This window comes from Peribacillus asahii (assembly GCF_003570725.1).
In the GTDB taxonomy this organism is placed as follows: Bacteria; Bacillota; Bacilli; order Bacillales; family DSM-1321; genus Peribacillus; species Peribacillus asahii.
The window spans coordinates 52,676-79,438 of sequence record NZ_QWVS01000013.1 but is presented as its reverse complement, the minus strand read 5'-3'; the positions used below and the strand labels follow the sequence as shown (position 1 = coordinate 79,438).

Sequence of the window (26,763 nt, the reverse complement as noted above, 5' to 3'; positions counted from 1 at the left end):
AAAACTAAGCCTCTGGCTAAACAGCAATCCAGAGGCTTGTTTTTCTAGTCTTACTCATGAGAAATTTACTTTTCAGGTAAGTATTTTGTTGTAAAGATTTCATTCGCTTCGAATGGCTTTTCCAATAAGTCTAAATCATGCAGCTGTTGAATAAGTGTAGTCCATCTTTCCTCTGTCATATAGCCGACACCGTGTTCAGACGCATCTTTGCCGTACACAAATTCTTCTTGAGATTCGGTTTCAAAGGCTAGAGCATCTAAGGCGATGTCTGGATTATCATTCTGAATGACTTTATTAATAGATTCAGAAGACGTTTTATAAGAATTCCATCCTTCTACAAATGAAGTAACAAAGTTTTGAACCGTTTCTTCATTCTTCTCTAAATATTCTTTTGTTACAAATAATACAACATTATAAGGATCGTAACCCGCGTCAGCAATCAGCTTTGTTTCTGTTTCAATTCCTTCTTTTTCCAAAAAGAAAGGCTCGGATGTGGCAAATGCTTGGGTAACAGAATCTTTTTCATTTACAAAGTTCGTATGCTGCCCATTGTATGCTAACTCTTCTACTTTACTTAAATCGTATTTAGATTTTAAAAAGTCCCAATATGTAATTCCAGGTTGAACATATACTTTTCTTCCATTTAAGTCTGTGAAGTCTTTAATTCCATGTCCTTTATGAAACATAAATACTTGTGGACTTCCCTGCATCGCAGCTGCTACAGCGACTAAATCAATTCCTTGATTTTTAGCAATAACTAATTGATCTGCGTGTGCAAGACCAAATTCGGCGCTGCCGGATGCAATCATTTGAACAGAAGATACTTGAGGACCACCTGGTTCAATAGTGACATTCAATCCATGTTCTTCAAAAGTTCCGTCTTCTTGTGCGGCATATACACCGCCATGCTGTGCCTTTGGAAACCAGTTTAATACTAATTTAACATTTTCAACAGCTTTATCATCCGGTTTGCTCTCTTCCTCACTAGTACTAGTTTCCTCACCGCTGCAGGCAGTCAGGAAAACTAGAAAGATAATTCCTAAAAATAGTAGATTGAATTTTTTCACCTTTTCTTCCCCCTTTAATTCGTAATGAATTTCGCTTTATTTTTCAACCTTCATCGCTGACTCATGCCAAGATCGCAACATTAAGTGAGCTACCAGGCTAACGAGAAGGTAAAAACCAATCCCTAATAATGCCGCTGCTATTCCGCAGGCAAACAAATATGGAGTTTTTAATTGGATAGCGGCTACTGTAATGGCATAGCCTAGGCCGCCTTTACCTCCACCGATTCCTGCTACATATTCTCCGACAATAGCTCCGACAATCGATAGAGTACAGGATACTTTTAACCCTGCCATAATATAAGGCATTGCAGATGGGATGCGAAGTTTCCACATTTTCTTCCATTTTGATGCATTATATAGTGTAAAGAGTTCTCCCATATTTTTATCGACTGAATTCAGCCCCATTAATGTATTCGAGATAACTGGGAAAAATCCAATTAAAAAAGAAATGGTTACAATGGCATTGAAGCCGGCACCAAACCAAATAACAATAATCGGTGCAACAGCAACAACAGGAATAGTTTGCAAAATAATGGCATATGGATAGATGCTAATTTCTAACACTTTTGAGCTTGCTAATAAAATAGAAACGAAAATACCGATAGTCGCACTGAGTAAAAATCCAATAATTGATTCAATCACTGTAATTTGAATGGCTGGCCATAATAAGTGCCAATCCGTTATTGCAGCGTGTAAGACATCTGTTGGTTTCGGAAGAATAAATGGTTTGATTCCTAATAAAGCAGGGATCAATTGCCATAGAGAGAGGAAAGTAATTAAAGCAATGATTGGACCGAGATAAACCCCTTTAAATTTAGTCCAAATTTTTCCTTCATTACTTTGAGGGAAATCCGAAACTATTTTTGTTTTTTTCGTTGCTACTGATTGTGTGGACATTTTATCCTAACTCCCTTCTTATTGAACTATTTTCGAGACTGTGGGCAGCTATATCTACATAGTCTGTAAAGGTTTTGTCTGTTCTTACTTGAAGTTTTCTTGGGAAGGGGAGATTGACGTTAATAATGGATGATAATTTCCCGGGACGAGAAGACATGACTGCGATTCGTGAGGATAAAAATACAGCTTCATATACGTTGTGGGTAACAAATAGAATAGTAGTTTTTTCTTTTTGCCATATATTAAGGAGATCAACCTGCAATGTTTGGCGTGTAATTTCATCAAGAGCAGCAAAAGGTTCATCCATTAATAACATTTTTGGTTTTGCTGCTAAAGCGCGAGCGATTGAAACTCTCATTTTCATCCCGCCTGATAGTTCTCTAGGATAAGCATATAAGTAATCTTTTAAACCGACCATCTCTAATACTTCTATTGCATACTCCTTATGGCTTTTCTTAGTAGATCCTCTTAATTCAAGCGGCAATAATACATTATCAAGCACAGTTCGCCAAGGAAGTAAATTTGCATCTTGAAAAACGAAGGCGATATCGTTTGTTTTTTGAATAATCTCCTTAGGGGTTTTACCAAAAACTTGGACATGGCCGCTAGTGGCCTCACTCAACCCAGCTACCATTCTTAGTGCAGTGGACTTACCGCAACCTGATGGACCTAAAAAACTAATAAACTCGCCTTCTGTAATCGTTAAATCAAATTGACTTAATGCAATGGTGCCAGTGTTATACACTTTACTAACATTTTGGAATGAAACGACTTCGTTTGGATTTGTGCTCAATATTTTCCCCTCCTGAAAATTGCATTATTTGTTTATATGTATAAATGTTACATTTAATTACATTTTATGTAATATAATACTTATCTTATTATGTTATAGTTCGTTTGTCATTAGCAAAACGAACAAATTAAAGTAGATATTTTAGTTATTATCACTAATTGTACGTTATGAAATCTTACATTAAAGATTTCTGAAAAGTGGGAAATCTATATTTTGTCGTTCTATAAGGTGGATGCTCTCAAATGCCCTTTACAACCTAATTTTGAAGGAGTAATATTACTTTCATGTAAAACCATATTTCTTTATTCGCTGAATCCTTTATGGAACGGGGGAACCAATCTTGTGGCGGTTTTTTCGTCGCTTGGGGTGAATCCTTTATGAAGAAGGTAGGGCTACTCTCATGGTCCGAATCCGACAGCTAACTCCGGAAGCGTGAAGAGAGAGGAAGTGATACTGGTGATCGAAAAAATCATTCGACCACGGGGTAATCCTCTGTGGTCTTTTTTGTGCTTTCTATATAAAAAAGATTGTAATAGAAGGGGAAAAATGAGATGAAAAAACAGTTTGTTGTGTTTGGGTTAGGTAGATTTGGAGGGAGCTTAGTTAAGGAATTCCATTCGATTGGAGTGGAAGTGATGGCGATTGATAAAGATGAAAGTAAAATAGATGAATATGCAGCCTTTGCTACTCATGCTGTCGTAGCTAATGGCATAGATGAGATGAGTTTAAAATCCTTGGGTGTGAGGAATTTTGATGTCGCTTTCGTCTCTTTAGGTGATGATATTGAAGCTAGTATTTTAACGTGCTTACTTTTGAAGGAAATGGGGGTTCCTCAAGTTTGGGCAAAAGCTCAAAATATGTATCATCATAAAGTGTTAGAAAAGGTTGGAGTCGACCGAGTGATTCATCCTGAAAGAGATATGGCGCAGCGAATTGCTCATCACATCGCATCCGAAAAAATTATTGATTATATTCAATTATCGGAGGAGTATAGTATTGTCGAAATCGTGGCGTCGCGTAAAATTGATAAAAAATCATTGATGGATTTGGATATTCGTGCAAAATACCGCTGCAATATTATCGGGATTCAACGTGGAAAAGACATTAATGTGGCTCCGCTTGCTGAAGAACAAATTCGCCAAGGAGATACATTAATTGTTATTGGGCATAACAAAGATATTGCAAAATTAGAGGCGCAAGGCGTGTAACAAGCACTATACATTTGAAATGAATCTTACTGAAACACTTGTATTTAAACCGTTTTATCTCATACCTAATGGGAAGTAAGCTCTCCACCTCAAGCTTGCGAGAAGAAAAAAGAGAGATGAGGAAATTCCCCCATTATAACTGCATTTCCTAGCTCCTCGAGGTTATAAGCGGTCATGCTCTATGGCAAACTGCGTTATGCTGCCTTTCATCTGAATAGTCGTCTTTCAGCTTTTGGCATAGTAGATCTGTCTATAGGAACAATCGATGGCTTCTCTATTGTTGAAAAATGAATCGTTGTAGGAGTTAGGGGATTTGGTAAAGTAGGTCCGGTTACCCTCGTCTATTTGCTGATAACAACAAAAAAGTGAATATCAAATATCCTAGTGAAGATATATAGAACGTATGAAAAAATATACAAATAGAAACAAGCAGTGAATGTTTTCGCTGCTTGTTTCTATTTATATGGGAATGTTCGGAAGATTAATATATGAAAATCATTGTATAGAAGCTAGCTATAGGATGAGCTAAATCAAAAGTTCTATTATTTTTTATAATAATTAATAAAAATAAGAAAATGGTACGTTATAGCGCTTATGTAAGTATATTCAAAAACTAGGAAAAATGAATTATTTTCCTTTATTTATATAATAAACCAAAAAATATTTGCTATCTATCCCCCATATATCAGGGCTTTGAATCATTAAGCCTAGCTTAATAGGATTATTTTTCCTTTTTATTAGAGATAAATATCCTGTTTTGGGAGTGAGGATTTAGGTAGATTTAGTATGAGAGAAAAATAGTACATATTATGTCTAGTTTAGGAAGGGGTTTTTTTTTGAAAAAGTGGGTATTATTCTCCGTTGTATCAGTATTTATTTTCCTTTTATCTGCATGTTCAGATTCGGGTGAAAAGGCTTCAACTGAAAAGAGTAAAGGGTTGGAGGCTTCTATTGAAAGCGCTAGTTACATTATTTCAGAGAGTGATGATGGGGTTTCTGAAAATGAGAATCTAGCTACTATGGCTGTTCATTTAAAAGTCAAAAATTTGTCAGATTCTCCAATGCGATTATCAGGGTATGATGGGATTAAGTTATATGATGGTGAGCAGCAAATCAATATTAATACAGAACTTTATAATCGCGATATAGGCTTGGATATTGGTACAGGCGGGAGTATTGGTGCAGGAAAGTCAAAAACTGTATTAGCGATATTTGAAGTAACAAAGGATAAAGAGTATGAAATTGGCTTAAATCCGCTATTCGATGATTTTGAAGAGGAGTCAGAAGAGTTAGTATTAAAGCTTGATACGAAGAAGTATGCCGCTAGCTATGAAACGCTGCAAGATCCAGAGAAAGCATTGAAGGCTTATGTGGATCAAATCTATTACAATAAGGAAAATCCAGATTATGAGCAACTTGTATCGGCTGATAAACCAGTATTGCAAGAATCAGCACAAGAAGCATTTGAAAAGGAAATAAACAAGGTGTTTGATAAGAAGTTAGATGACACAGACATTGAAAAGCTATATGCAACATACCGTGATATCTTAGCGGAAAAGGCTGAGGTGAATGCTACTACTATTGCACATGCTAATGATAAGGCAATCGTTGAAGTAGAGGTTTCTACACCGTCATTACAAACATTATATGAAGATGTCTATGAGTATAAGAGTGAATTTAGAGAAAATACAGGAAGTTATGATTCACAAGAAATTGATAAATATGTACTTTCAAAATTGCCTAAAATTTTAAATGCTCTTGAGGTAAACGAACTTAGCGATCCAGTGGAAGTGTCTTTAACGAAAAAGGATGGAAAATGGACGATTAAAGCAGTTGATAAGTATGGTGCAAGTTTAGACACTGTATTTGTAAAAGGATCAATTTATTAAGGAGCCGTGAATAGTGTGAAGAAAATATGGTTATTTGCTATACCAGCGGTAGTTGTGCTCACCATTATTACGGTTGTGTTGATCCAGCAGAATAATCGACCTAAACAAGTTGTGGAAGCGTTTGAACAGGCGGTTGATCAAAAGAAGCCGGAACAGCTGAAGGATATACTCTTAGTAGATAATAAGAAGGCTGAAATAGATGAGTCATCGCTTAAAGCATTCGTTACGTATCTAAATGCTAATTATAATAGTTATCAAGTAATTCAGGATAGCTTAGAGGAGCAATTAGAGAAGCAAGAGTACAAGATGACAAATCAGCAGATTAGTTTGGTGGAAGACGGAAAACGCTTTGGGATATTTACCTTTCCGTCGATAAAACGAAAGATTTTCTTATGAAGAGTGAGGAAGAATTGTACGGTCCGCTTCTTCCGGGTACATATGATGTACGATTAACTGTAAAAAATACACTGGGCACTTTTTTAGAGAAAAGAAAAGTAGAAGTGTGGGGCGGCAGCAAGCAGGTCAGCCTGCTTGTAGACGATAGTGATTTGGCTAAAAAAGATAAAGGCGTTCAACAAAATGTATTAGCCGCACTAGATGTATTTAATAAGGACTTAATCGTTTTTCAGACAAACAACTATGAAACGAAGCATTTTACAAATGTCACAGATGAAGTAAGAAAGGTTACGGCATTTGCCAAATATGATTTTGAATTTTATAAAGAGTATGTTGATGAAATTCAGATGCAATATTTGGGAGCAGTTGTAAACCTTGATGATTTAGATATTAATCATTTTAATGATGAGTGGGTTGCAGAAGCTACAGCACTTGTTTCCTACAAAAATAAAATGAAAGTTCGAGACATGAAAGGTTTTGAAGATATTTCTTATAAAAATGTTCGGACATATAAGATGAAGTATGATGAAAAGAGTAAAAAATGGTTAATAGCTGACTTGGAGGAAGTAAAAGCGGATGGCTCAGAAAGTGACGATTGGGAAAATAAAACTGAGCTGAAAAATGAAGACCCACCGGTTATGAAGTGGACTCGTAAGAAGGATAAAAGTAATATGTTTTAAGAAAATTTAACCATTTCTTAGTTTTTAGTAAAGAGTAAGAAATGGATGGAACAGAATAAAGGGTAAATGAAAAACGCTGCTTGATTGGTAGCGTTTTTCTGTGTGCTTAGTCATGGGAATGGATTCAATCTATCCGACACTTAACGGGCAGTAAAACCTCCACTGATGGAAATTTCACTTTACAGAGATTAGAAGTGAATGGCCTTCTGCCAGTCGATTTGTATTCGCGAGTGATGAACTGACGGCACGGTTTTAGTTGTTTACCCATACAATAAATTACCATAATTGGAAAGGAGATATCAGGTATGAACGCACAAAATGATTCTCATATTTCACCCTCCCCATTAAGCAGTTTATCTCTTTTTCCTCGTAAACCAAATCTTCCAGAGCCGCAATTAGTAACAGATGAAATAAGTGGTGTTATTATACAAAATTGCGATGGTAAATATGTAGAGTATTGGAGAGCTATTGAAATCGATCCTCTGCCATCAGGATCATTAACCGTACAAAATAAATGTGGCTGTATTATGAGGGTAAGGGCGGATACGAATGGTGATGGAAAGGCGGATACGACATTATTTACATTGACTGAAATAAATCAAGCGAAATCGGTTTCTTTGAAGGCTATTTCAAATCTGGAAATCTCTTGTCGAGGAGGATCAGGTCACAAGGCCAATGGTCATTATAGTATGAAGGTTCGTTATGTGACTTAATATTTTGTATGTAAAGGCTATGTAAAAATGATGCTGAAGTAGAGCATCATTTTTTTGCTTCAACATAGATAGAACTACGTTAAAACTTATAGTTTAAAGAAAAAGAGATGTTAATTTTGGCAGTGCCTGTTCCTGTTACAATGATACTAATTGAATGCAGATCATTTACCGTAATAGACCGACATTCACCTGGTGCAACGACAAATCCATTAATTGCAGTTCCGTTCACAAGAAGAGCAGCCTTTGGTGAAGCGCCGACTTTTCCTTTATTGTCAACTACAATAGTTCCATTTATAACAAAAGGAGTGTCATCCTGCCAAATGGTTGTAGCTGCACCATTCGTGTCCCCTGATTCAATCGTACAAGACACTGAATCACTGATGACGTTTAATGGGTTATTGCTAAACCCGCCCAAGTTAGCCAAGAACTCACCCCCTCAATACATAGATTCTTAGTATTTTATGTTTAATCGACTACTTTTGTTTAAATATTCAAACGCTGGAGTGAAAAGTGATGAATATTTTTTAACTAAACACGTTTCCTTTTCACTGCCCAATAAATGAGTAACATAATGAATGAAACAATAAACAAAATTCCTTTCCCTTCGGTCTCCCACATTAATACTTCGTTAACGGAGTATGCTTCTAGAAGCATAGCAGGGATTTTTCCAATCGTGCTTGCCAATGTAAAATGAAGTAAGCTGATTTTACTTAAGGCCGCACCTAGGTTAATTAATCCAGATGGGATAAAAGGTACTAGTCGAAAGGCTAGAACGAATATAAACGCTTCTTTTCCTGTTGAAGCTGTCAGTTTATTTAAATATTTTGAATGGGCAGGTAGAGAATATTCCATGTATCGAATCCCTTTTCTATATAAGAGAAAGCTAGTTGAAGCGCCTGCACATTCTCCAATGTAAGAAATAAACATGCCCGCTTCAAATCCAAAAAAAGTGATATTAAGAGCGGTCAAAAAAACACTAGGTATGACACCAAATATACTTATTACAATATTAATGAAAATACTAACAATAATTGAAAAAGGCCCTGCTTGAGAAAACCAATTTAAAATGAATTCTTTCATGTTTTAATCCTTTTCACATTATAATTATCCCCAGTATAACCGATAATGAATAGAAGCTGGATAGAAACATTTCTCCTTTTATTCTTATAGAAAAATCGATATCATTATATCTATATGAATGGAATAGGGGTAAATCGATGAAAGAACGGTACTATGATGAATTGCTGAACATTAAAACAGGGGGAGAACAGAAGGTTTTCAATAAGTCCTTGCATTATCATCGCTACGAGCCAACGCCCTATAGCGCGCTCGAACAATTATTTGAGCAATATGAATTAACCAGTAACGACCAAGTCGTAGATTTTGGCTGTGGAAAAGGAAGATTAATTTTTTATATAAATTATTTATTTAATGCCTCCGTTGTTGGAGTTGAAATGAATAAAACTTTTTATCAGGAAGCTATAGATAATCGAAATAGTTATGTGAAGAAAATGAAAAAGAGCAGTCACCATATTCAATTCCACTGTTGTTTAGCAGAGAAGTATAAGATTGATTCACTAGACAATCGATTTTATTTTTTTAATCCATTTTCCGTACAAATTTTCATGAAGATTATTCAGAATATATTGCGTTCAGTGGAACAATTTCCAAGGGATATTGAATTAGTTTTATATTATGGCTCCAAAGATTATATCTTTTTTTTAGAAAATCAAACTGCTTTTCAATTTAAAAAAGAAATCTTGCTGCAAGGTTTATCTGAGCGTAATCCTTATGAGAGGTTTTTAATTTACCGTTTAGCCTATTAATTGATAATACTAAGCTTAAACGCAAAAATAAAGGAGAGTTACAATGAATAATTTATTGAGTCATTTGGCGCAAAAAGCACAAACGAAAATTAATCAGGCAGTTGGGTATGTAAAAGACAAAGTGACAACGATTATGGCAACAAATGTAGTAACTGTTCAGCAAATAGCGGATTATATTACTAATCATGTTGAGACAAAACAAGACACACAGGAGTTATTAGGACTGAAATTTTCGTTTCACCGCTTAGAAAAAGAGGACGTTCACTATTATGTAGAAATGAAGGGCTCTCATATTTTGCAATTGGATATACATATAGCAGGTAATCGTAGTATCTCTTATCGCTCTTATCGCGACTCTTCTATCTTACAGTCTCCATTGGAATTACCTGAAGCATTTTATTTAAAAAATCATATTCGTCATTTACTGAAGCATGAAAAGGTTTAATGACCATCTTTATCTGATTTAGCCAGAAGACTCTGATTGAATATGAAATAATGAGGGGGGATGAATGCTTTTTGGTAAAAAAAGCAATATAATAAGATGTAATATAGAACTCTATAGTCGTGAACGATACATATTCATTCCGAATCTACTGAAATGCAGTTAATAGAGCTTAAGAAAGAGTAGACTTACATTAAAAAGAACACCTGAACATCAAGCAGACACTCAGTTTGAAGAATTTACTGTTAAGGAGGCCCTTTTTATGAAAGCAAAATATTGTAAAGAATCACGAGTAATTAGAACAAGCCGGATTTTTCCGAATGATGTCAATAATCATAACACCTTGTTTGGCGGTCGAATGATGAGTGATATAGACCAAGTTGCTTCTATTTCTGCTGCGCGTCATAGCCGAACGGAATGTGTAACGGCCTCAACAGATTCTGTAGACTTCCTGCATCCTGTTCGGCCGACCGATTCAGTTAGTTTTGAATCGTATGTTTCGTGGACAGGCGTATCTTCGATGGAGATTTTTGTGAAAGTTATTGCGGAGGATTTAAAAAGCGGAGAGTGCAAAATAGCGGCAACAGCTCTATTAACATTCGTTGCTCTTGATAAGAATCAACGTCCTACCGCTGTCCCAAAAGTGATTCCTGAAACAGAGGAAGAAAAGAAACTACATGAAACAGGCGAGGAACGAGCAAGAATGCGACGTGAAAGAAAACAAAAAAGTAAAGAGTTAGCGGCATATTTAACAACAAAAACAATTATGTAGTTATTGGACATGATAGATTACAGTAGAAATAAAAAAGCAGCGAGCGATGATAGACACTGTTCGCTGCTTTTTTTACTGGGCACTTAAGCAATGTTATAACTAATAGTATGCAAATGATAAAGTTATATTTGTTATTGAATATATAAGTACATTGTTATATATTAATATTCGACTGGAAGGAGGGGATGTTTGTATGCAAAAATTAACAGTTGGAATCGAAAAAGCTGCAACCATTTTAAAGCTATTAGGTGATAAAACAAGACTAGCTATGATGAAAATGTTAGAGACACATGATTATTGTGTTTGTGAATTTGTTGAAATTTTTAAAATGAGTCAGCCTGCTATTAGTCAACATATTCGAAAGTTGAAAGATGCCGGATTGGTACAAGAAACAAGAAGAGGACAATGGATTATTTATTCATTAAATAAAGATAACGACTATTATCCTTTAGTTCACAGTTTGCTTCAACATCTTCCAAGTCAAGATTTTAAACTACAAGAACTAGAAGAACAGGGATTACGCATCTCTTGTGACTAATGGAGGTTTGTACATTGATAACGGCAATATTAGCATCCGTCATTTTTTTAGTGACACTCATCTTTGTCATATGGCAGCCTAAAGGTTTGAACATCGGCTGGTCTGCCTGCGGTGGAGCAATCTTAGCTCTCTTAGTAGGAGTAGTTGGATTAAATGATGTTGTAGAGGTAATAGGAATTACATGGAATGCCACATTATCGTTTGTAGCGATTATCCTCATTTCATTAATATTGGATGAGATTGGGTTATTTGAATGGGCTGCATTACATATGGCAAGGGCGGCTAAAGGCAATGGAATCAAAATGTTCATTTATGTCAGTATTTTAGGGGCAATTGTCGCTGCACTATTTGCTAATGATGGGGCTGCCTTAATATTGACACCAATCGTATTAGCAATGGTTCGTAATTTGAATTTCAAAGAAAAGATGATCTTTCCCTTTATTATGGCGAGTGGGTTTATTGCGGATACCACTTCATTACCATTCGTCGTGAGTAACTTGGTTAACATTGTATCTGCCGATTTCTTTGACATTGGATTCGTAGAATATGCTTCGAGAATGATTATTCCGAATCTTTTTTCATTGATTGCAACCATCACGGTATTATTGATTTATTTTAGAAAAAGCATTCCACAAACGTATGATTTATCTAAATTAAAGAACCCAGTAGATGCGATTAAGGACCAAAAAATGTTTCGTCTTTCATGGTATGTTCTTGGGATCTTACTGGTTGGTTACTTTGCTAGTGAATTCATTAAAATTCCTGTTTCCATTGTTGCAGGAATAATAGCCGTTTTCTTTCTATTGATGGCAAGAAGAAGTAACGTCGTTAATACGAAAGCCGTTGTTAAAGGAGCACCGTGGAGTGTCGTATTTTTCTCAATTGGTATGTACGTTGTCGTATATGGGTTAGGGAATGCATGGCTCACTCATTCGTTAGCGAGTGTCATCCAAGCAACGGCTGAACAAGGTTTATTTGTTGCCACCATAGGAATGGGCTTTATTGCAGCTTTCTTATCATCCTTGATGAATAATATGCCGACCGTAATGATTGATGCATTAGCTATTGCCGAGACCAATACTTCTGGCACGATTCGAGAAGCTCTTATTTATGCCAATGTCATTGGGTCTGACTTAGGTCCGAAAATTACACCAATTGGATCATTGGCAACCTTAGTGTGGCTCCATGTTTTATCTCAAAAAGGGGTTAAAATCTCATGGGGAACCTATTTTAAAACAGGTATTGTGTTAACAATCCCAATTCTATTTATTACGTTATTAGGTCTATACGTATCATTATTAATGAACTAAAAGGAGAAATACGTCATGTCTAAAAAAACAATTTACTTCTTATGTACAGGAAATTCTTGCAGAAGCCAAATGGCAGAAGGATGGGCGAAAAAATATTTAGGTGATGAGTGGGAAGTACGCAGTGCAGGTATTGAGGCACATGGATTAAATCCAAATGCGGTAAAAGTAATGAAGGAAGCGGGTATGGATATTTCCAATCAAACTTCTGACATTATTGATCCTGAAATTTTAAATAGTGCGGATTTAGTCGTTACATTATGCGGAGACGCAGCTGATAAATGTCCAATGACACCACCACATGTTAAACGTGAACACTGGGGATTTGATGATCCAGCAAAAGCGGAAGGAACAGACGAAGAAAAATGGGCGTTCTTCCAGCGTGTTCGTGATGAAATTGGTGACAGAATTAAACGTTTTAGCGAAACAGGAGAATAATACAATCAAATAACCAAGAGTTTATTCTCTTGGTTATTTCTTAAAGATAAAAATAAGCAAATGCTTATTTAATAATATATTGGAGGTTGTAGCATGAATAAAGTTGAGATTTTTGATCCTGCAATGTGTTGTTCCACCGGAGTATGCGGTCCTAGTGTGGATCCAGAGTTAACGAGAGTAGCATCTGCTGTTTATTCATTAGAGAAAAAAGGCTTTAATATTACACGATACCAATTAACAAATGACCCTGATAAATTTGCAAAAAACAAGGAAATACATCGTATTCTTATGGAAAAAGGTCCCGATGCCTTACCCGTTGTTTTAGTTAATGACCAAGTTGTCAAAGTAGGAAGTTACCCAGCCAATGAAGAATTTGCAGAATGGTTTGAAGTAAAAGCTGAAGAGTTAAATGAAAAACCAAAATCTGGACTTTCTATCAATTTAAATCAACTATAAATATTTGGAAAGAAGGAAGAGGCATGTATCCATCATTCAGTCCAAATCACGTTCAGACGCAATTTTTATTTTTAACAGGAAAAGGTGGCGTAGGAAAAACATCAACAGCCTGTGCAACAGCAGTCGCATTAGCCGACAGTGGAAAAAAGGTGCTGTTAATTAGTACAGATCCTGCCTCCAATCTACAAGATGTATTTGGCATCGAGTTAACTAGCATACCGAGAGCAGTTCCGACGGTTGCCAATTTATATGTGAGTAATATAGATCCTGAAGCATCAGCAAAAGCCTATCGGGAGAGTGTTATTGGTCCATATCGAGATATATTTCCAGAAGTAGTAGTTGCTACAATGGAAGAGCAATTGTCAGGTGCGTGTACAGTCGAGATTGCTGCATTTGATGAATTTACAGGTTTTCTTACAAATAGGGAAATCGGAAATCTTTACGACCATATTATCTTTGATACTGCCCCAACAGGGCATACATTACGACTTTTACAGCTTCCAATGGCTTGGAATGGGTTTTTAGAGGAAAGTACGCATGGTGCATCATGTTTAGGTCCTTTATCTGGGTTAGTGGATAAAAAAGAGCTTTATTCAAGCGCGGTAGCTGCTCTTTCTGATTTAACTAAAACGACTTTAATACTCGTAACACGACCAGATGTTTCAGCCATTTTGGAAGCAGATCGTGCTTCAAAGGAGCTTAAAGAGATTGGAATCAAAAATCAAATGCTCATTATAAATGGTCTTCTTCAACATTACAATGAAGAGGATGAAGTATCATCGGCTTTTTATCATAGACAACGAGATGCATTAAAGCAAATACCTGAGACTCTAAAAGAGACGACCATGTACTCGTTACCGTATGTTTCTTATTCTTTAACAGGTGTGGAAAATCTGCGAAATCTGTTTAAACTATACGATGAAGTTCCAACAACTGATGTATATATGGAAAATCAATCAATGAATCTTCCAGGCTTAAAAGAGGTTATTAATGATTTTTCAGGTAACCAAACAAAGTTGATTTTCACAATGGGAAAAGGTGGTGTAGGAAAAACAACTGTTGCCTCTGCTATTGCAGTGGGTCTAGTTGAAAAAGGACATCGTGTCCATTTAACAACAACGGATCCTGCTGCCCACCTAGACTATCAATTCCAAAGTGATCATCTAAATCAAAATTTAACGATTAGCAGCATTAATCCAAAAGTAGAAGTCGAAAAATATAAAGCTGAAGTCCTAGCTAAATCAAGTGAAAACCTAGATGAAGCTGGTTTCGCTTACTTAAAAGAGGATTTAGAATCACCATGTACAGAAGAAATTGCCGTTTTTCAGGCTTTTGCTGAAGTAGTGGCTAAATCTGAAAATGAAATTGTCGTCATTGATACAGCACCGACAGGACATACATTACTATTATTAGATGCATCCGAATCCTATAGTAAAGAAATTGAACGGTCAACAGGTAACGTACCAGAAAGTGCAAAAAAATTACTGCCTCAAATTCGAAATCCAAAAGAAACAGCAGTAGCTATTGTCACACTTGCGGAAGCAACACCTGTTTTAGAGGCATCTAGATTACAGGACGATCTAAGACGGGCTAGTATTAATCCGCAGTGGTGGGTCATTAACCAAAGTTTATCTGCCACTAATACGAACGATCATATTTTAAAAGGTAAAGCAATGGCAGAAAAGGAATGGATTCAAGAAGTAAAGGATAATAAGGCAGAGAAGTGTGCAATTATTCCTTGGCTATATGAAGAAAAAGTTGGATATGACAAGCTAAAAGATTATATTAAGTAGGGAATAACAATTTGATAGTTCATTTAAGGAGGAGACATAAATGAAAATTACAGATGGAGCTAAACACTTGTTAGAAAATTTTTTAAATGAAAAGGGTGCAGAAGGAATTCGGCTAACCTCTGTTGCTGGCTGTTGCGGGCCGCAATTTGCGATTTCTTTAGATGCACCAATAGAAACAGATACAATTGAAATAATCAACGGAATTAAAGTAGCGTTCGATTCACAAATTGCAGGAACGGATGAATTAACATTAGATAAAGAAGTAAATGAAGAGGGTGCAGGATTAGTTTTATTAGGTGCTAGTAGCTGTTGCTAAAGGCAAGAAATAAAAAAGGAGTAGTTAGTTCACTTAGAGAGCTAACTACTCCTTTTTGATCGTTTAGAAAATTATAAAGTTCTTGAATTGTAGATAAGTATTTTAATTGACTTATTCCTTAGGCAGCATCTGTAAAATCCAAATCGCAAGCTGCAATGTCATAGCATCATGTATGTTTTGTGGATCGTATCCAGTTTTTTCTTTTACTTTTTTAATTCTATAGATAAGAGAATTACGGTGAATGTACATTCTCTTTGCGCATTCTCCTATATTTAGGTTGCAAGCAAAAAAATGTTCTAACGTATCAATTAGTTTGTCTGACAGATTGCTTAAAATCCTTTTAGAAAATTGCTGTTTAGCTCTTTCGTCTAGTTGATCTAAAAGGGCTTTCGTTTCAATTTCGTTATAGGTAATAAAAGCTTGTTCGAGATTACCGAATTTTAAAGCGCTTAAAGCTTCTTCAAAGGAGTGACGAATATGAGCCTCGACAAATACGGTAGAGCCTGTTCCGGCCCGCAGTGATATACTTTTCGCCTTTAAGACGCTTATAACGTTTAGCATTTTTTGTTTTAACCGCTCCTCAGGGAGATGGGAGGTAAGAATAAATAAACGATTAACGTTTAGAAAACCGATGAGCGTTTGTTGTTTATTGAAAGAATCTCTAAATATTTGAAGCAGCTCATTCTTTTTTAAATGATGGGATCCTAATTCTATTATACCTACTTGATAGGGTGCTTCTAATGTTACTCCAATTAGATTCAGTCTTTGCTTAATCAATTCAGGTTGTGATGAATCTGTAAGTAAGTCCTCGAATACTAATTCAATTAATCGTTGTTTCCATTCAATCTGTTCGGTGAGGAAAGATTGTTGAATCATCATTTCGGTAATCATTTTGACTAACTCTCCAAACTCCATAATCTCTTCTGGGTTTCCGGTAATTCCGATGACACCGATAATGTTGTTTTGGAATTGAATAGGGAGATTAATGCCTGGAAGAGCTCCATCCCATTGCTGTGAATCATCTTTCGAAATAATGAGAGGTTTACCCGTTCGAAGGACTTCTTTAGCTCCAAAATGAGCTTGATTAATTCGCTTTACATTTCCAGAGGCAATAATGGTTCCTTGTTCATCCATTATATTGATATTTCTATTTAATCGTATCATTGTTTGAGCAACAATTTCTTTTGCTATTTCTTGTGTTAACATGTAGGTCATCCTTGTTTGTTTATAATTTTTGTTTATTATAGACAAAAAAGTTCGAAAAGTCATACCATTTTTTGTTTATGAAGCACGATGAATAAAATAATTATGAATATTATAATAATAAACAAGAGAATTGTTATATAACAAAATGCTTATTTTTATACAGTTTTATATAAGAATCATAAAATATTGTTTAATCTATTGAAGATTAAGAATTTAGTAAGGTGGTACATAATATGAAAATTGTTATTGCGCCCGACTCATTCAAAGGGAGTTTGACGGCAGTAGAAGCCGCACAGGCAATTGAAAGAGGGGTAAAGAAGGTCTCACAGGATATAGAGACCATTCTAGTACCTGTTGCTGATGGCGGAGAAGGAACGATGGATAGTTTAGTAGCTGCTACTAATGGGCGAATGGTTGACGTGTCTGTGAAAGGACCTCTGCTTGATTCCGTTCCGGCAGCCTATGGAATTCTAGGAGATGGACAAACATGTGTCATTGAAATGGCTAGTGCTTCCGGTTTATGTCTCATCGAGACTACTAAGCGGAATCCAGTGTTAACTACAACATTTGGTACAGGACAATTAATCAAAAAAGCATTAGATGACGGATGTCGAAAATTTATCTTAGCAATTGGTGGAAGCGCTACCAATGATGGTGGTATCGGCATGTTGCAAGCGTTAGGTATGCAGTTGTTGGATTCGGATGGAAAATCCGTTGGCTATGGTGGAGGAGAGCTTTCACGTATCGTTCAGATTGATGATCAAGATTTTGACTCTCGTATTACCAATTGTGAATTTTTAATTGCATCAGATGTACAAAACCCATTGATTGGTAAGGATGGAGCCTCATATGTATTTGGGCCGCAAAAAGGGGCCACGCCTCAAATGGTAGAAATGCTAGACCGGAATTTATCACATTGGGCAGATTTAGTAGAAAAGAAAACAGGCATTCGCTTACATGATAAACCAGGTGCTGGTGCAGCGGGCGGCATTGGTGGAGCTTTCCAAGCTTTTTTTCCTTCTGAAACAAAAAGAGGAATCGATATCGTTATTGAATATACAGGGTTAGCCGACAAATTAACGAATGCGGAATGTGCTTTTACGGGGGAAGGGCAAATAGATTTTCAAACAGCTTCTGGAAAAACTCCGATGGGTGTTGCAGAGGAAGCAAAGAAAAAGGGAATTCCTGTGTTTGCTCTTGCTGGTTCGGTTGGTAAAGACATTGACGTATTATATGAACATGGCATTACGAGCGTTCATAGTATTGTAAACGCTCCTATGACGTTGCAAGAAGCGATTATAGGAGGAGCAGCATTGCTGGAAGATACAGCAGAGCAAGTTATGCGTACATACTTAGCATCATTGAAGAAATAGGAGGGGAAAAGCATGTTATTTGTTGTCTTAGTTATTGGCGTTTTATTAATCGTTGTTGCTACTACTAAGTTTAAAGTACATCCGTTTTTATCGTTATTATTAGGTACATTATTTGTTGGATTTGCTTCTGGCATGCCTCTTGCTAAAATCGTAGAAAATATAAATAGCGGTTTTGGTGGATTAATGGGCGGTATTGGTCTTGTAATTGTATTTGGAACAATTATCGGGACCATTTTGGAAAAGGCTGGAGCGGCGCTGCGCATGGCTGAAGTCGTTTTACGTATTGTTGGGCCGAAAAGACCGCAGCTTGCAATGAGTTTAATCGGTTATCTTGTTTCAATCCCTGTTTTTTGTGATTCTGGTTTTGTTATTTTGAACAGCTTGCGCAAAGCATTGGCTAAGCGGGCGAAAGTGGCTCTTGCTTCGATGTCTGTGGCACTTGCAACGGGGTTATATGCAACTCATACTCTTGTACCGCCAACACCGGGTCCGATTGCGGCGGCTGGAAATATTGGTGCAGATGGTTTCTTAGGTACTATTATTTTAATTGGGCTAATTACAGCCATTCCTGCAGTTGTTGTTGGGTATTTATGGGCAACAAAAGTAGCTAGTAAAATCGAAGTCGAAGATGATGGGGAAGAACTAGATTACGAGGAAATCGTTCGGTCATTTGGAAAAATGCCATCTACTTTTCAAGCATTTTTACCAATTGTGCTGCCAATCGTATTAATTGGAGTAGGATCTATCGTATCCGTTATCGGGATGGAAGGAAATACAGCAGCTTTTCTTAATTTCTTAGGCCAACCTGTTATTGCGCTACTTGCTGGTGTAGTTACAGCACTTGCATTATTGCCAAAATATGATGAAGAAACATTAACAAATTGGATTGGTGAAGCGTTGTTAGACGCAGCTCCAATTCTATTAATTACAGGAGCTGGCGGTGCTTTTGGTACAGTTATTAAAAACACAGGAATTGCGGAAATGATTCAAAGCTGGGATATTGGAGATACATTTAGTGGTGCTTTATTCTTACTTATTCCTTTCCTTATTGCGGCAGCTCTAAAAACAGCACAAGGTTCGTCAACTGCAGCACTTGTCATTACTTCTTCACTTATTGCACCAATGCTGCCGACGCTCGGAATCGAAGGAGCTGTACCTTTAGCGTTAGTCGTTATGGCTGTTGGAGCAGGTGCGATGACAGTGAGTCATGTGAATGATAGCTTCTTCTGGGTGGTTACACAGTTTAGTGGAATGAAAGTGACTGATGCTTATAAAGCACAGACGATGGCTACATTAATGCAAGGCCTTGTAACGATTGTTGTGAGTATGATTTTATGGGTGATCTTAGTTTAAGTGAATGATAGTAAAAGACGGAGAGCATTAGTCGCTCTCTGTCTTTTTTGTATGGTTTATAAGAGGAATAATATGTACGTTTTCCTCCTTGCAGTGATTAATATATTCCAGCGGGTTTGGTAAAGCGAATATACGCAATCAGTAAATGTAAGTGTTTAAACTTTTTGTTTCTCTAGCCAAGCTCGCTTTCATATTGCATTTGTATACCAACAATGTAGATTGTATACTTATTTATACATTATCCACATAAATACAATTAAGATAAAAATTTATATAGATGGGAGTGTTTGTGTTGAGAAAAGGGTTGTTAGGTACAATACTTGCCATTCTCGCAGTTATAGTCGTTTTTGTCATCATGTTGATGAGTAGCTATAATGGCTTTGTCAATAAGGAGGAGGATGTGAATCAGTCCTATGCACAAATTGAAAATCAACTGCAACGAAGACTTGATTTAATACCAAATCTTGTGAATACAGTAAAGGGATATGCTTCACATGAAAAAGAAGTGATTGCATCAGTCTCAGATGCACGGGCCGAATTAGCTGGGGCAAAAACTCCTGCAGAACAAGCAACAGCTAATGAACAATTATCAGGTGCGTTAAGTCGCTTGCTCGTAGTTGTTGAGAACTATCCTAATTTAAAAGCCGATCAGCAGTTTACTCAATTAATGGATGAACTTGCAGGCACAGAAAATCGAATTGCTGTAGCTCGCAAAGATTACAATGAACAAGTTGCAGTTTATAACAAAAAGGTAAAAAGAATGCCAGGAGCAATTGTAGCAAGCATAACTGGATTTGATGAAAAAGAATATTTTAAAGCGGACCCTAATGCAACTAAAGCTCCTAATGTCGACTTTGGAGGCAATGGTCAATGATCAGAAAGCGGGTTTCGCATTTTCTTTTGGTGTTACTCGCTTCTTTTGTTTTAGCAGGTCAAGTATTTGCAAAGGATATTGATATTCCAAATCCAGTTGGTGACATTTACGTACAAGATTTTGCTGATATTTTAACAGAAAATGAAGAAAATCAATTAAAAAGTATAGGGCGCAGTCTTGAAAATCAAACAACGGCACAAGTGTCTGTTCTTACTGTTGAAACAATTGAAGGCACACCGATTGCAGAATATGCGAATGAAGCTTTCAGGCAATATGGAATTGGTAGTGAAGTGGAGGACAATGGCATTTTACTCGTTCTTGCTATGGAGGATCGCAAAGTTCAAATTGAAGTGGGATATGGGTTAGAAGGTCGACTTCCAGATGGAAAGATAGGAAGGATTTTGGATGAACATGCGATTCCCTATTTGAAAGATAATGAGCCAAACAAAGCTGTGATTGAAACATATGAAGTGTTGGCGCAAGAAGTGGCGACTGAATATGGAGCAGCAGGTGGTCAACAAACTACAGAGAAGCAAGCAACTGAAGAAGAAGAAGGGATAGGAATACCCACGTGGTTAATCATTCTTTTTATTGTAGCTGCTGTGTTTATTGATTTTAAGTTTTTTGGAGGAACGCTTACTTCAATTATCCTGTCCATTTTATCCCGTGGAGGTGGAAAAGGCGGCGGGGACGGCGGTTCACGCGGGGGTGGCGGCGGTTCCTCTGGCGGCGGCGGAGCAGGTAGAGGATGGTAAGGTCTATTTGTAAAGAAGCTATGAAATCAGGAGTTTGTTGCCGGAGTATCCATATTATTATAGGGAATATTCACACGAAGATTTCGTGATATCTCGACAAGAATAAGTTTTCGCGCGTTGTTTTTATTATGATTGTATATGGAAAAACGAGGCTACCTCAAAGTTTTTGGCAGCCTCGTTTTTTTATTTTAAGTCTTCAATTGAATCAATATCCATATACTCAGGTACTACTAGTCCATTCTTCGTTCCCGTAAGATTTGGTCCGAGATCAATGAAATCATTTTTATAGGTATTATAATAATCAAGATGTGTACTTGGCAGCCATGCACCTACCATTGCATCAGCACTGCCATTGGCAACACCTGCAAACATTGGACCAACCTCAACTTGACTCAGCGTCACGTTGTAGCCGTGCTGCTCAAGAACTTTACCAATAACATTGGTACTAGCTATTTCAGTATCCCATGCAACATATACAAGATTGATGCTTTCACCATTTCCTTCTTGAGCTCCTTTTGTCCACTTAGCTGTTTTGTCCGGATTGGTTTGAATCCATTTTTCAGCAGCTTTAGCTGGATCCACTCCGTTAGCAATGTCAACCATTACATCTTCCATATCACTTGGTTTCCAGAAGAATTGATCAAGGATCGTATAAGCACCAGGAGCATCTTCTTTAAGCCCTTTTCGGACGATTGTATTAATATCTTCAGCTCCACCAAAGGTATTATTCGGGTCATCGAGATATTTTAAATCAAACGAAGAGAACATCCAATGGGGTGACCATCCTGTTACAACAATTGGTTCTTTATTTTCATAGGCTTTCTTCAATTCAGCAACCATCGCTGCCGATGAACCTTCAACAAGTGTCCAATCAGTTAACTTGTAATCTTTTAAGGCGTTATTAGCCTGCTTCATGAGTCCTGCTCCAGGTTCAATCCCAATAACTTCATAATCTATTTGGGCCCCAATCCCAGTAGCATTCTCTTTTACTGTATTTTCTTTTGCAAACACTAAAACTAGTGCAGAAACGACTATAAGCGCAGCTGCAATCGAAAGGATAATCTTTCGGCTAATAAGATGCTCATACGCTGGCTTACGTATATTTTGCGTAATACGGTCAAGAATGATGGCGATGAAGACAATCGATAATCCAGCTTCAAAGCCTTGTCCCACGTTAATTTGACTGACAGCTCGGTAAACATCTGCTCCAAGTCCTGGTGCGCCAACTAATGAAGCCGTAACAACCATAGAAAGAGCAAGCATGATGCTTTGGTTTATCCCTGCCAAAATCGTTGGAGTGGCCAATGGTAATTGGACTTTGAATAATTTTTGGCTAGCCGTTGAACCGAATGCGTCTGACGCTTCAATGAGTTCTTTAGGCACTTCTTGAATTCCAAGATTAGTCATACGAATTGTTGGCGCAATCGCGAAAATAAACGAAGCAACAATCCCAGGTACGACACCAATTCCAAAAAATAAAATGGAGGGAATTAAATAAACAAATGCGGGCATTGTTTGCATAAAATCTAAAATGGGGGTAACGATTTTTTGTACGGTTTTGCTTTGAGCACACCAAATCCCAATTGGAATCCCGATTAGTATCGTGAAAAATCCTGATACTAAAACAATGGCAAGCGTTTGAATGGTTGATTCCCAATAACCAAGATTATCAATCAATAGTAAACTAAGCAATGTAAAAAAACCTAATGGCCATCTACTAGTATAGGTAACTAACAGAGCTAAAACAATGATTAGTAGAATAGGAGGTCCTATACTCAATACTTCAACAATAAAATTTAATAGCCCGTCGATTCCATTTGTAAAAAATGAAAATAATCCAGTAAATGCAACGGTAATCCAGTCAACGAAAGAATCTACCCAATTTCCTAATGGAATTTTTGACATATTCATTTAATCACTCACTCTCCAAATCGTTTAAAGAATCTTTATTCCCTGCTAAAGCACCAATTACGGCTCCGCGAATAACAATTCCTTTGATTCTGTTCTCTTCATCTATAACCGATATTGGCAGATTTGAGGTTGCGATAGCATCCATAAGATCGACAAGTAGCGCGTCCTCTGCGACAGTTGGGATATCGGTTGTCATCACTTCAGAAATCGATTGGTTTTGATCAATGGCCAGACGTGCTTGTTCAGCTGTCAGTGCCCCTAATAGTTTTTGCTTACGGTCCACCACAAATATACTGGAATATCCTTGTTTCCGCATAATTTCGAGCGCAACCCTTGGACCGCGGTCTGCACCGATTTTCTCTGGTCGTTTCATTACGTGTGATGCCGTTAATATTTTAGATAAATCGACATCTTCAACGAATTTCTCAACAAACTCGTTTGCGGGCTTCATCATAATTTGTTCCGGTGTTCCAAGTTGAATAATACTGCCATCCTTCATCAAAGCAATTCGGTCACCAATGCGCAGTGCCTCATCTAAATCATGGGTGATGAAAATAATTGTTTTCTTGAAATTTTCCTGAATTTCTAGTAATTCATCTTGCATATCTTTACGAATCAGTGGATCAAGTGCACTAAACGCTTCGTCCATTAATAGGATATCCGTGTCGCTAGCAAGTGCACGGGCGAGTCCTACCCTTTGCTGCATACCACCACTTAATTGGGAAGGCAATTGATTCTCATAACCTTTTAGACCAACGACAGCTAGTGCGCTCATTGCCTTTTCACGCCGTTCTTCAACAGAGGTTTTTTGGATTTCAAGTCCAAATTCGGTATTTTCTAAAATCGTTTTGTGGGGGAAAAGGCCAAAGTTTTGAAACACCATACTTATTTTCTTTCGCCTTACTTCTCTTAGGCGAGCGGGACTCATCTTTACAATATCTTCATTGTCAATCAAAATTTCGCCAACTGTAGGGGCGATTAGTCTGTTAAACATCCGAATTAATGTTGATTTACCGCTCCCAGACAACCCCATAATTACGAAGATTTCTCCAGGGTAGATGTTGAAGTCAACTTTATTGACACCAACTGTTTGTCCTGTTTCTTTTAAAATTTCTTTCTTAGAACGACCTTGTTCTAAAAGCTCCAGTGCCGCTTTGGGAGACTTACCAAAAATTTTTGATACGTTTCTTACTTCTACAAATGGATTCATTTAAACACCTCGTTCTTAAATTTTCTTCTGAAAAGCTGGTATAGTAGAGCAAACATTTTCAGGAATATAAGCTTCCTCAAAATGGTAAAGTGAATATTGTTCAATCATTCACTTGCTCTTTAGGTTCTTATCCCACTTACTTTAATTCTGAATGTCATAAGAAATTGGGAATTAAAAGTGAGATGTTTGCTTGTTTGACTTTGATTCTTTTATGAAGAGGATGTAGCCAAAAAGGGGAAAAACAACATCAAATATAGGGTTTTTAAAGGGCTAAATCGTGTGTTTACTTTTTAACTATATCGTTTTCTAGTATTCATATCAAATGACGTACAAGCAGAATGAATGAAATTTTAGTAGAGTTTTGACTATAATTATCGCTTTTTTAATTTGCTGAAAATGTTGATATAGCAGGGAGTTGGCAGTTTTTTTAGATTGGAATGAGTGAGTGGAATTATCGTAGATTATTTTTTTGAAAATGATTCTTTTATCCTATTGAAATTATTCGAGAAAATCAATTTAAAAAAGAGGGATGTAAAGAGAAATCAACGTGGTTGAATTCAAATTAGAAGTTGAAAATTATTTGAATTACTAAGTTAAATTTATCCTTTTTTGGATAATGTTTAACAACCATTTATGAAGGGTAAGATGTGATTCTTCTGAAGGTGAAAATTCAAATTAGAGTATGGATGAAAGTGTCAGTAGTTTTCCGTACTTTCCAATCATCCAAGAACTATATTTCAGATTTTCACAGTTTCGATTGTTATCTTTGTTTTTTTATACTATGATGATACGTAATATCATATACAGATTGTTCCAAAGGAGAAAGAGCAGTGGATTATCGGGATTGGGTCATGTTACAAGTGTTAAATGAATATAAAAACATCACAAAAACGGCGGAGAAGCTATTTATTTCCCAACCAGCTTTATCGAATCGTCTCAAACAAATAGAAAAAGAGTTTGGTACTAAGATTGTTGTTAGGGGAAGAAATGGGATTCAATTCACACCTGAAGGTGAATATTTGGCTAAAAATGCGGATAAAGTAATATCTTTGCATAAACATATCAAAGAAAACATTATGAATATGAACCAAAATGTAACGGGTACTTTAAGAATAGCTAGCTCTAATGTTTTTACAAGATACAAACTGCCTGCTGTTCTGAAGCGTTTTCAAAAAATATTTCCTAATATTGAATTTCAGATTACTACAGGATTGAGCAGGGATATCTTTCAATTAATTTATAATCATGAGGTACATATCGGCTTTGTTCGAGGGGATTATAATTGGAGTGATGAAAAGGATTTATTATTTCAAGAAACATTATGTGTAGCCTCCAAAGAAGCGTTTACACTTAAAGATCTACCGGTTCTGCCAAGAGTGGATTATACAACAGATATTCTTTTAAAAATCGCCATTGATAATTGGTGGAGAAATACATTTCATAAGCCGCCTTTAATAAAAATGGAAGTAGATCAAGTGGATATAGCGAAGGATATGGTAATAAGCGGGTTAGGTTATGCCGTGTTACCTTCCATGATTTTAAACGGAATAGATAATCTTCATAAGGCGAATATAACCGATGAGAATGGATTGCCTATTATAAGGGAAACATGGATGTATTATAGCGCGGAATCTTTAGAGTTAAATACGGTTAAAGCATTTGTGGAATTTGTAAGAGAGTTTGATTTTGAAGAAAATAATGCATAAAAGTAGGATCGCGATATATCACGATCCTGCTTTTTATGTAGAGGTAAAATGAATTTGAAAAAATAAAGAACGGTGCTTTTCTACTCTTATCACTGGATATATAAGGGATATTCAAATTATTTATATCTAGCGATTCATTTTATGTATTTTTCTTTTGATGAACTTAATCTTACAATCAATTCCATAGGTAAGCTTAATAAACTATATTTTTTAGTATTTTCTTAGTAGAAAAGGGTTCCGCTAAGAAGTGAAATATTGAAACGTGATGTAAATATGGTAGTACCAGAACTTATTTTTAGGGAGATGTCCTCATGTCAACGAAATATTGTAAGGAATCAAGAGTAATTAGAACAAGTCGTATCTTTCCGAATGATGTAAATAATCACAACACGCTGTTTGGCGGTCGAATGATGAGTGATATAGACCAAGTGGCCTCTATTTCTGCCGCACGTCATAGCCGTAGGGAATGTGTCACAGCTTCAACAGATTCTGTCGACTTCTTGCATCCTGTTCGACCAACCGATTCAGTAAGCTTCGAGTCGTATGTATCATGGACAGGTGTATCTTCTATGGAAATTTTTGTTAAAGTTATTGCGGAAGATTTAAAAAGCGGGGAGTGTAGAATAGCGGCAACGGCCCTATTAACATTCGTTGCCCTTGATAAGTTTCAACGTCCTACCGCTGTTCCGAAAGTAATTCCTGAAACAGAAGAAGAAAGGAAATTACATGAAACAGGCGAAGCACGCGCAAGAATGCGACGTGAAAGAAAGCAACAAAGTAAAGAATTGGCTGCTTATTTAACAACAAAAACAGTTATTGCCGTGTGTTAAATATTACGTTATAG

28 protein-coding genes and 1 riboswitch are annotated in these 26,763 nt (G+C 36.7%); of the genes, 20 read left to right on the top strand and 8 right to left on the bottom strand.

Features of this window, described 5'->3' with window-relative positions:
• Positions 1–65: 65 nt before the first annotated feature.
• The 3 genes from D1953_RS06605 to D1953_RS06595 are packed head-to-tail and all read right to left on the bottom strand — an operon-like array spanning position 66 to position 2,757.
• Positions 66–1,067 carry an ABC transporter substrate-binding protein gene (locus tag D1953_RS06605; protein ID WP_182480530.1) on the bottom strand — a complete coding sequence of 334 codons (1,002 nt, stop codon included), beginning with the start codon at positions 1,065–1,067 and terminating at the stop codon, positions 66–68.
• 36 nt (positions 1,068–1,103) lie between these two features.
• Entirely contained in the window at positions 1,104–1,964 is an 861-nt protein-coding gene (locus D1953_RS06600; protein WP_119116378.1) for an ABC transporter permease, read from the bottom strand.
• A 1-nt stretch (position 1,965) separates the two neighbouring features.
• Positions 1,966–2,757, bottom strand: coding sequence for an ABC transporter ATP-binding protein (locus D1953_RS06595; RefSeq protein WP_119116377.1), 792 nt, complete (start codon positions 2,755–2,757; stop codon positions 1,966–1,968).
• A gap of 297 nt (positions 2,758–3,054) precedes the next feature.
• Positions 3,055–3,206: riboswitch (cyclic di-AMP (ydaO/yuaA leader) on the top strand.
• Positions 3,207–3,308: 102 nt separating this feature from the next.
• Between D1953_RS06595 and D1953_RS06590 the strand changes: the two genes are divergently transcribed.
• The 5 genes from D1953_RS06590 (at position 3,309) to D1953_RS06570 (ending at position 7,643) form a co-directional block, all read left to right on the top strand.
• Positions 3,309–3,965, top strand: a complete 657-nt coding sequence (locus D1953_RS06590; RefSeq protein ID WP_119116376.1) for a potassium channel family protein — start codon at positions 3,309–3,311, stop codon at positions 3,963–3,965.
• A gap of 836 nt (positions 3,966–4,801) precedes the next feature.
• Positions 4,802–5,854, top strand: coding sequence for a DUF5105 domain-containing protein (locus D1953_RS06585; protein ID WP_182480529.1), 1,053 nt, complete (start codon positions 4,802–4,804; stop codon positions 5,852–5,854).
• A gap of 15 nt (positions 5,855–5,869) precedes the next feature.
• A complete protein-coding gene (locus tag D1953_RS06580; RefSeq protein WP_119116374.1) occupies positions 5,870–6,250 on the top strand; it encodes a TcaA second domain-containing protein in 381 nt (126 codons plus the stop codon).
• Entirely contained in the window at positions 6,247–6,930 is a 684-nt protein-coding gene (locus tag D1953_RS06575) for a hypothetical protein (RefSeq protein ID WP_119116373.1), read from the top strand. Before D1953_RS06580 ends, D1953_RS06575 begins: the two co-directional genes overlap by 4 nt.
• 305 nt (positions 6,931–7,235) lie before the next feature.
• Entirely contained in the window at positions 7,236–7,643 is a 408-nt protein-coding gene (locus D1953_RS06570) for an S-Ena type endospore appendage (protein WP_119116372.1), read from the top strand.
• A 79-nt stretch (positions 7,644–7,722) separates the two neighbouring features.
• Here the strand turns inward: D1953_RS06570 and D1953_RS06565 are convergent, their stop codons facing one another.
• Together D1953_RS06565 and D1953_RS06560 are read right to left on the bottom strand one after the other, a co-directional pair.
• The gene (locus tag D1953_RS06565; RefSeq protein WP_119116371.1) at positions 7,723–8,067 is read right to left on the bottom strand and encodes a DUF3992 domain-containing protein; all 345 of its coding nucleotides are present in this window, start codon (positions 8,065–8,067) and stop codon (positions 7,723–7,725) included.
• Positions 8,068–8,171: 104 nt separating this feature from the next.
• The gene (locus tag D1953_RS06560; RefSeq protein WP_119116370.1) at positions 8,172–8,723 is read right to left on the bottom strand and encodes a TVP38/TMEM64 family protein; all 552 of its coding nucleotides are present in this window, start codon (positions 8,721–8,723) and stop codon (positions 8,172–8,174) included.
• A gap of 137 nt (positions 8,724–8,860) precedes the next feature.
• Between D1953_RS06560 and D1953_RS06555 the strand changes: the two genes are divergently transcribed.
• The 9 genes from D1953_RS06555 (at position 8,861) to D1953_RS06515 (ending at position 15,531) form a co-directional block, all read left to right on the top strand.
• Positions 8,861–9,469 carry a class I SAM-dependent methyltransferase gene (locus D1953_RS06555; RefSeq protein ID WP_119116369.1) on the top strand — a complete coding sequence of 203 codons (609 nt, stop codon included), beginning with the start codon at positions 8,861–8,863 and terminating at the stop codon, positions 9,467–9,469.
• 43 nt (positions 9,470–9,512) lie between these two features.
• Complete coding sequence (locus D1953_RS06550) at positions 9,513–9,914, top strand: hypothetical protein (RefSeq protein ID WP_119116368.1); 402 nt, start codon at positions 9,513–9,515, stop codon at positions 9,912–9,914.
• 259 nt (positions 9,915–10,173) lie between these two features.
• Positions 10,174–10,683 carry an acyl-CoA thioesterase gene (locus D1953_RS06545; protein ID WP_119116367.1) on the top strand — a complete coding sequence of 170 codons (510 nt, stop codon included), beginning with the start codon at positions 10,174–10,176 and terminating at the stop codon, positions 10,681–10,683.
• Between the two features lie 193 nt (positions 10,684–10,876).
• Positions 10,877–11,221 carry an ArsR/SmtB family transcription factor gene (locus D1953_RS06540; protein ID WP_119116366.1) on the top strand — a complete coding sequence of 115 codons (345 nt, stop codon included), beginning with the start codon at positions 10,877–10,879 and terminating at the stop codon, positions 11,219–11,221.
• 14 nt (positions 11,222–11,235) lie between these two features.
• Positions 11,236–12,531: an arsenic transporter gene (locus D1953_RS06535; protein WP_119116365.1), complete on the top strand. Its 1,296-nt coding sequence runs from the start codon at positions 11,236–11,238 to the stop codon at positions 12,529–12,531.
• A 15-nt stretch (positions 12,532–12,546) separates the two neighbouring features.
• Positions 12,547–12,966, top strand: a complete 420-nt coding sequence (arsC, locus tag D1953_RS06530) for an arsenate reductase (thioredoxin) (protein WP_119116364.1) — start codon at positions 12,547–12,549, stop codon at positions 12,964–12,966.
• 93 nt (positions 12,967–13,059) lie between these two features.
• Entirely contained in the window at positions 13,060–13,422 is a 363-nt protein-coding gene (gene arsD / locus D1953_RS06525; protein ID WP_119116363.1) for an arsenite efflux transporter metallochaperone ArsD, read from the top strand.
• A gap of 23 nt (positions 13,423–13,445) precedes the next feature.
• A complete protein-coding gene (gene arsA, locus D1953_RS06520; RefSeq protein WP_119116362.1) occupies positions 13,446–15,215 on the top strand; it encodes an arsenical pump-driving ATPase in 1,770 nt (589 codons plus the stop codon).
• A gap of 40 nt (positions 15,216–15,255) precedes the next feature.
• Entirely contained in the window at positions 15,256–15,531 is a 276-nt protein-coding gene (locus D1953_RS06515) for an adhesin (RefSeq protein WP_119116361.1), read from the top strand.
• 111 nt (positions 15,532–15,642) lie between these two features.
• On the opposite strand, the gene D1953_RS06510 is transcribed toward D1953_RS06515, so the two are convergent.
• Positions 15,643–16,737, bottom strand: a complete 1,095-nt coding sequence (locus D1953_RS06510; protein ID WP_182480527.1) for a CdaR family transcriptional regulator — start codon at positions 16,735–16,737, stop codon at positions 15,643–15,645.
• 233 nt (positions 16,738–16,970) lie between these two features.
• Here D1953_RS06510 and D1953_RS06505 point away from each other — a divergent pair, with 233 nt between their 5' ends.
• From D1953_RS06505 to D1953_RS06490, 4 genes are all read left to right on the top strand, one after another.
• Positions 16,971–18,110 carry a glycerate kinase gene (locus D1953_RS06505; protein WP_119116359.1) on the top strand — a complete coding sequence of 380 codons (1,140 nt, stop codon included), beginning with the start codon at positions 16,971–16,973 and terminating at the stop codon, positions 18,108–18,110.
• Positions 18,111–18,122: 12 nt separating this feature from the next.
• Positions 18,123–19,463, top strand: coding sequence for a GntP family permease (locus tag D1953_RS06500; RefSeq protein WP_119116358.1), 1,341 nt, complete (start codon positions 18,123–18,125; stop codon positions 19,461–19,463).
• Between the two features lie 277 nt (positions 19,464–19,740).
• The gene (locus tag D1953_RS06495) at positions 19,741–20,337 is read left to right on the top strand and encodes a LemA family protein (RefSeq protein WP_425454254.1); all 597 of its coding nucleotides are present in this window, start codon (positions 19,741–19,743) and stop codon (positions 20,335–20,337) included.
• Positions 20,334–21,092, top strand: a complete 759-nt coding sequence (locus D1953_RS06490; RefSeq protein WP_119116356.1) for a TPM domain-containing protein — start codon at positions 20,334–20,336, stop codon at positions 21,090–21,092. The genes D1953_RS06495 and D1953_RS06490 overlap by 4 nt, the downstream gene beginning before the upstream one ends.
• 183 nt (positions 21,093–21,275) lie before the next feature.
• Here the strand turns inward: D1953_RS06490 and D1953_RS21930 are convergent, their stop codons facing one another.
• Positions 21,276–23,003: a glycine betaine ABC transporter substrate-binding protein gene (locus D1953_RS21930; RefSeq protein WP_119116355.1), complete on the bottom strand. Its 1,728-nt coding sequence runs from the start codon at positions 23,001–23,003 to the stop codon at positions 21,276–21,278.
• A gap of 4 nt (positions 23,004–23,007) precedes the next feature.
• Positions 23,008–24,213 carry a quaternary amine ABC transporter ATP-binding protein gene (locus D1953_RS06480; RefSeq protein WP_119116354.1) on the bottom strand — a complete coding sequence of 402 codons (1,206 nt, stop codon included), beginning with the start codon at positions 24,211–24,213 and terminating at the stop codon, positions 23,008–23,010.
• Positions 24,214–25,043: 830 nt separating this feature from the next.
• Between D1953_RS06480 and D1953_RS06475 the strand changes: the two genes are divergently transcribed.
• Both D1953_RS06475 and D1953_RS06470 read left to right on the top strand, forming a co-directional pair.
• On the top strand, positions 25,044–25,919 hold the full coding sequence (locus D1953_RS06475) for a LysR family transcriptional regulator (protein ID WP_119116353.1): 876 nt from the start codon (positions 25,044–25,046) through the stop codon (positions 25,917–25,919).
• A 311-nt stretch (positions 25,920–26,230) separates the two neighbouring features.
• On the top strand, positions 26,231–26,749 hold the full coding sequence (locus D1953_RS06470) for an acyl-CoA thioesterase (protein WP_119116352.1): 519 nt from the start codon (positions 26,231–26,233) through the stop codon (positions 26,747–26,749).
• Positions 26,750–26,763 lie beyond the last annotated feature (14 nt).

Bases quoted from the DNA above. Each gene is read 5' to 3' on its own strand.
- D1953_RS06470 (WP_119116352.1), top strand. From the start codon at position 26,231: ATGTCAACGAAATATTGTAAGGAATCAAGAGTAATTAGAACAAGTCGT.
- arsC (WP_119116364.1), top strand. From the start codon at position 12,547: ATGTCTAAAAAAACAATTTACTTCTTATGTACAGGAAATTCTTGCAGA.
- arsD (WP_119116363.1), top strand. From the start codon at position 13,060: ATGAATAAAGTTGAGATTTTTGATCCTGCAATGTGTTGTTCCACCGGA.
- D1953_RS06505 (WP_119116359.1), top strand. From the start codon at position 16,971: ATGAAAATTGTTATTGCGCCCGACTCATTCAAAGGGAGTTTGACGGCA.
- D1953_RS06560 (WP_119116370.1), bottom strand. From the start codon at position 8,723: ATGAAAGAATTCATTTTAAATTGGTTTTCTCAAGCAGGGCCTTTTTCA.
- D1953_RS06555 (WP_119116369.1), top strand. From the start codon at position 8,861: ATGAAAGAACGGTACTATGATGAATTGCTGAACATTAAAACAGGGGGA.
- D1953_RS06495 (WP_425454254.1), top strand. From the start codon at position 19,741: ATGGGAGTGTTTGTGTTGAGAAAAGGGTTGTTAGGTACAATACTTGCC.
- D1953_RS06545 (WP_119116367.1), top strand. From the start codon at position 10,174: ATGAAAGCAAAATATTGTAAAGAATCACGAGTAATTAGAACAAGCCGG.
- D1953_RS06590 (WP_119116376.1), top strand. From the start codon at position 3,309: ATGAAAAAACAGTTTGTTGTGTTTGGGTTAGGTAGATTTGGAGGGAGC.
- D1953_RS06515 (WP_119116361.1), top strand. From the start codon at position 15,256: ATGAAAATTACAGATGGAGCTAAACACTTGTTAGAAAATTTTTTAAAT.
- D1953_RS06550 (WP_119116368.1), top strand. From the start codon at position 9,513: ATGAATAATTTATTGAGTCATTTGGCGCAAAAAGCACAAACGAAAATT.
- D1953_RS06540 (WP_119116366.1), top strand. From the start codon at position 10,877: ATGCAAAAATTAACAGTTGGAATCGAAAAAGCTGCAACCATTTTAAAG.
- D1953_RS06570 (WP_119116372.1), top strand. From the start codon at position 7,236: ATGAACGCACAAAATGATTCTCATATTTCACCCTCCCCATTAAGCAGT.
- arsA (WP_119116362.1), top strand. From the start codon at position 13,446: ATGTATCCATCATTCAGTCCAAATCACGTTCAGACGCAATTTTTATTT.
- D1953_RS06500 (WP_119116358.1), top strand. From the start codon at position 18,123: ATGTTATTTGTTGTCTTAGTTATTGGCGTTTTATTAATCGTTGTTGCT.
- D1953_RS21930 (WP_119116355.1), bottom strand. From the start codon at position 23,003: ATGAATATGTCAAAAATTCCATTAGGAAATTGGGTAGATTCTTTCGTT.
- D1953_RS06490 (WP_119116356.1), top strand. From the start codon at position 20,334: ATGATCAGAAAGCGGGTTTCGCATTTTCTTTTGGTGTTACTCGCTTCT.
- D1953_RS06480 (WP_119116354.1), bottom strand. From the start codon at position 24,213: ATGAATCCATTTGTAGAAGTAAGAAACGTATCAAAAATTTTTGGTAAG.
- D1953_RS06600 (WP_119116378.1), bottom strand. From the start codon at position 1,964: ATGTCCACACAATCAGTAGCAACGAAAAAAACAAAAATAGTTTCGGAT.
- D1953_RS06510 (WP_182480527.1), bottom strand. From the start codon at position 16,737: ATGTTAACACAAGAAATAGCAAAAGAAATTGTTGCTCAAACAATGATA.
- D1953_RS06575 (WP_119116373.1), top strand. From the start codon at position 6,247: ATGAAGAGTGAGGAAGAATTGTACGGTCCGCTTCTTCCGGGTACATAT.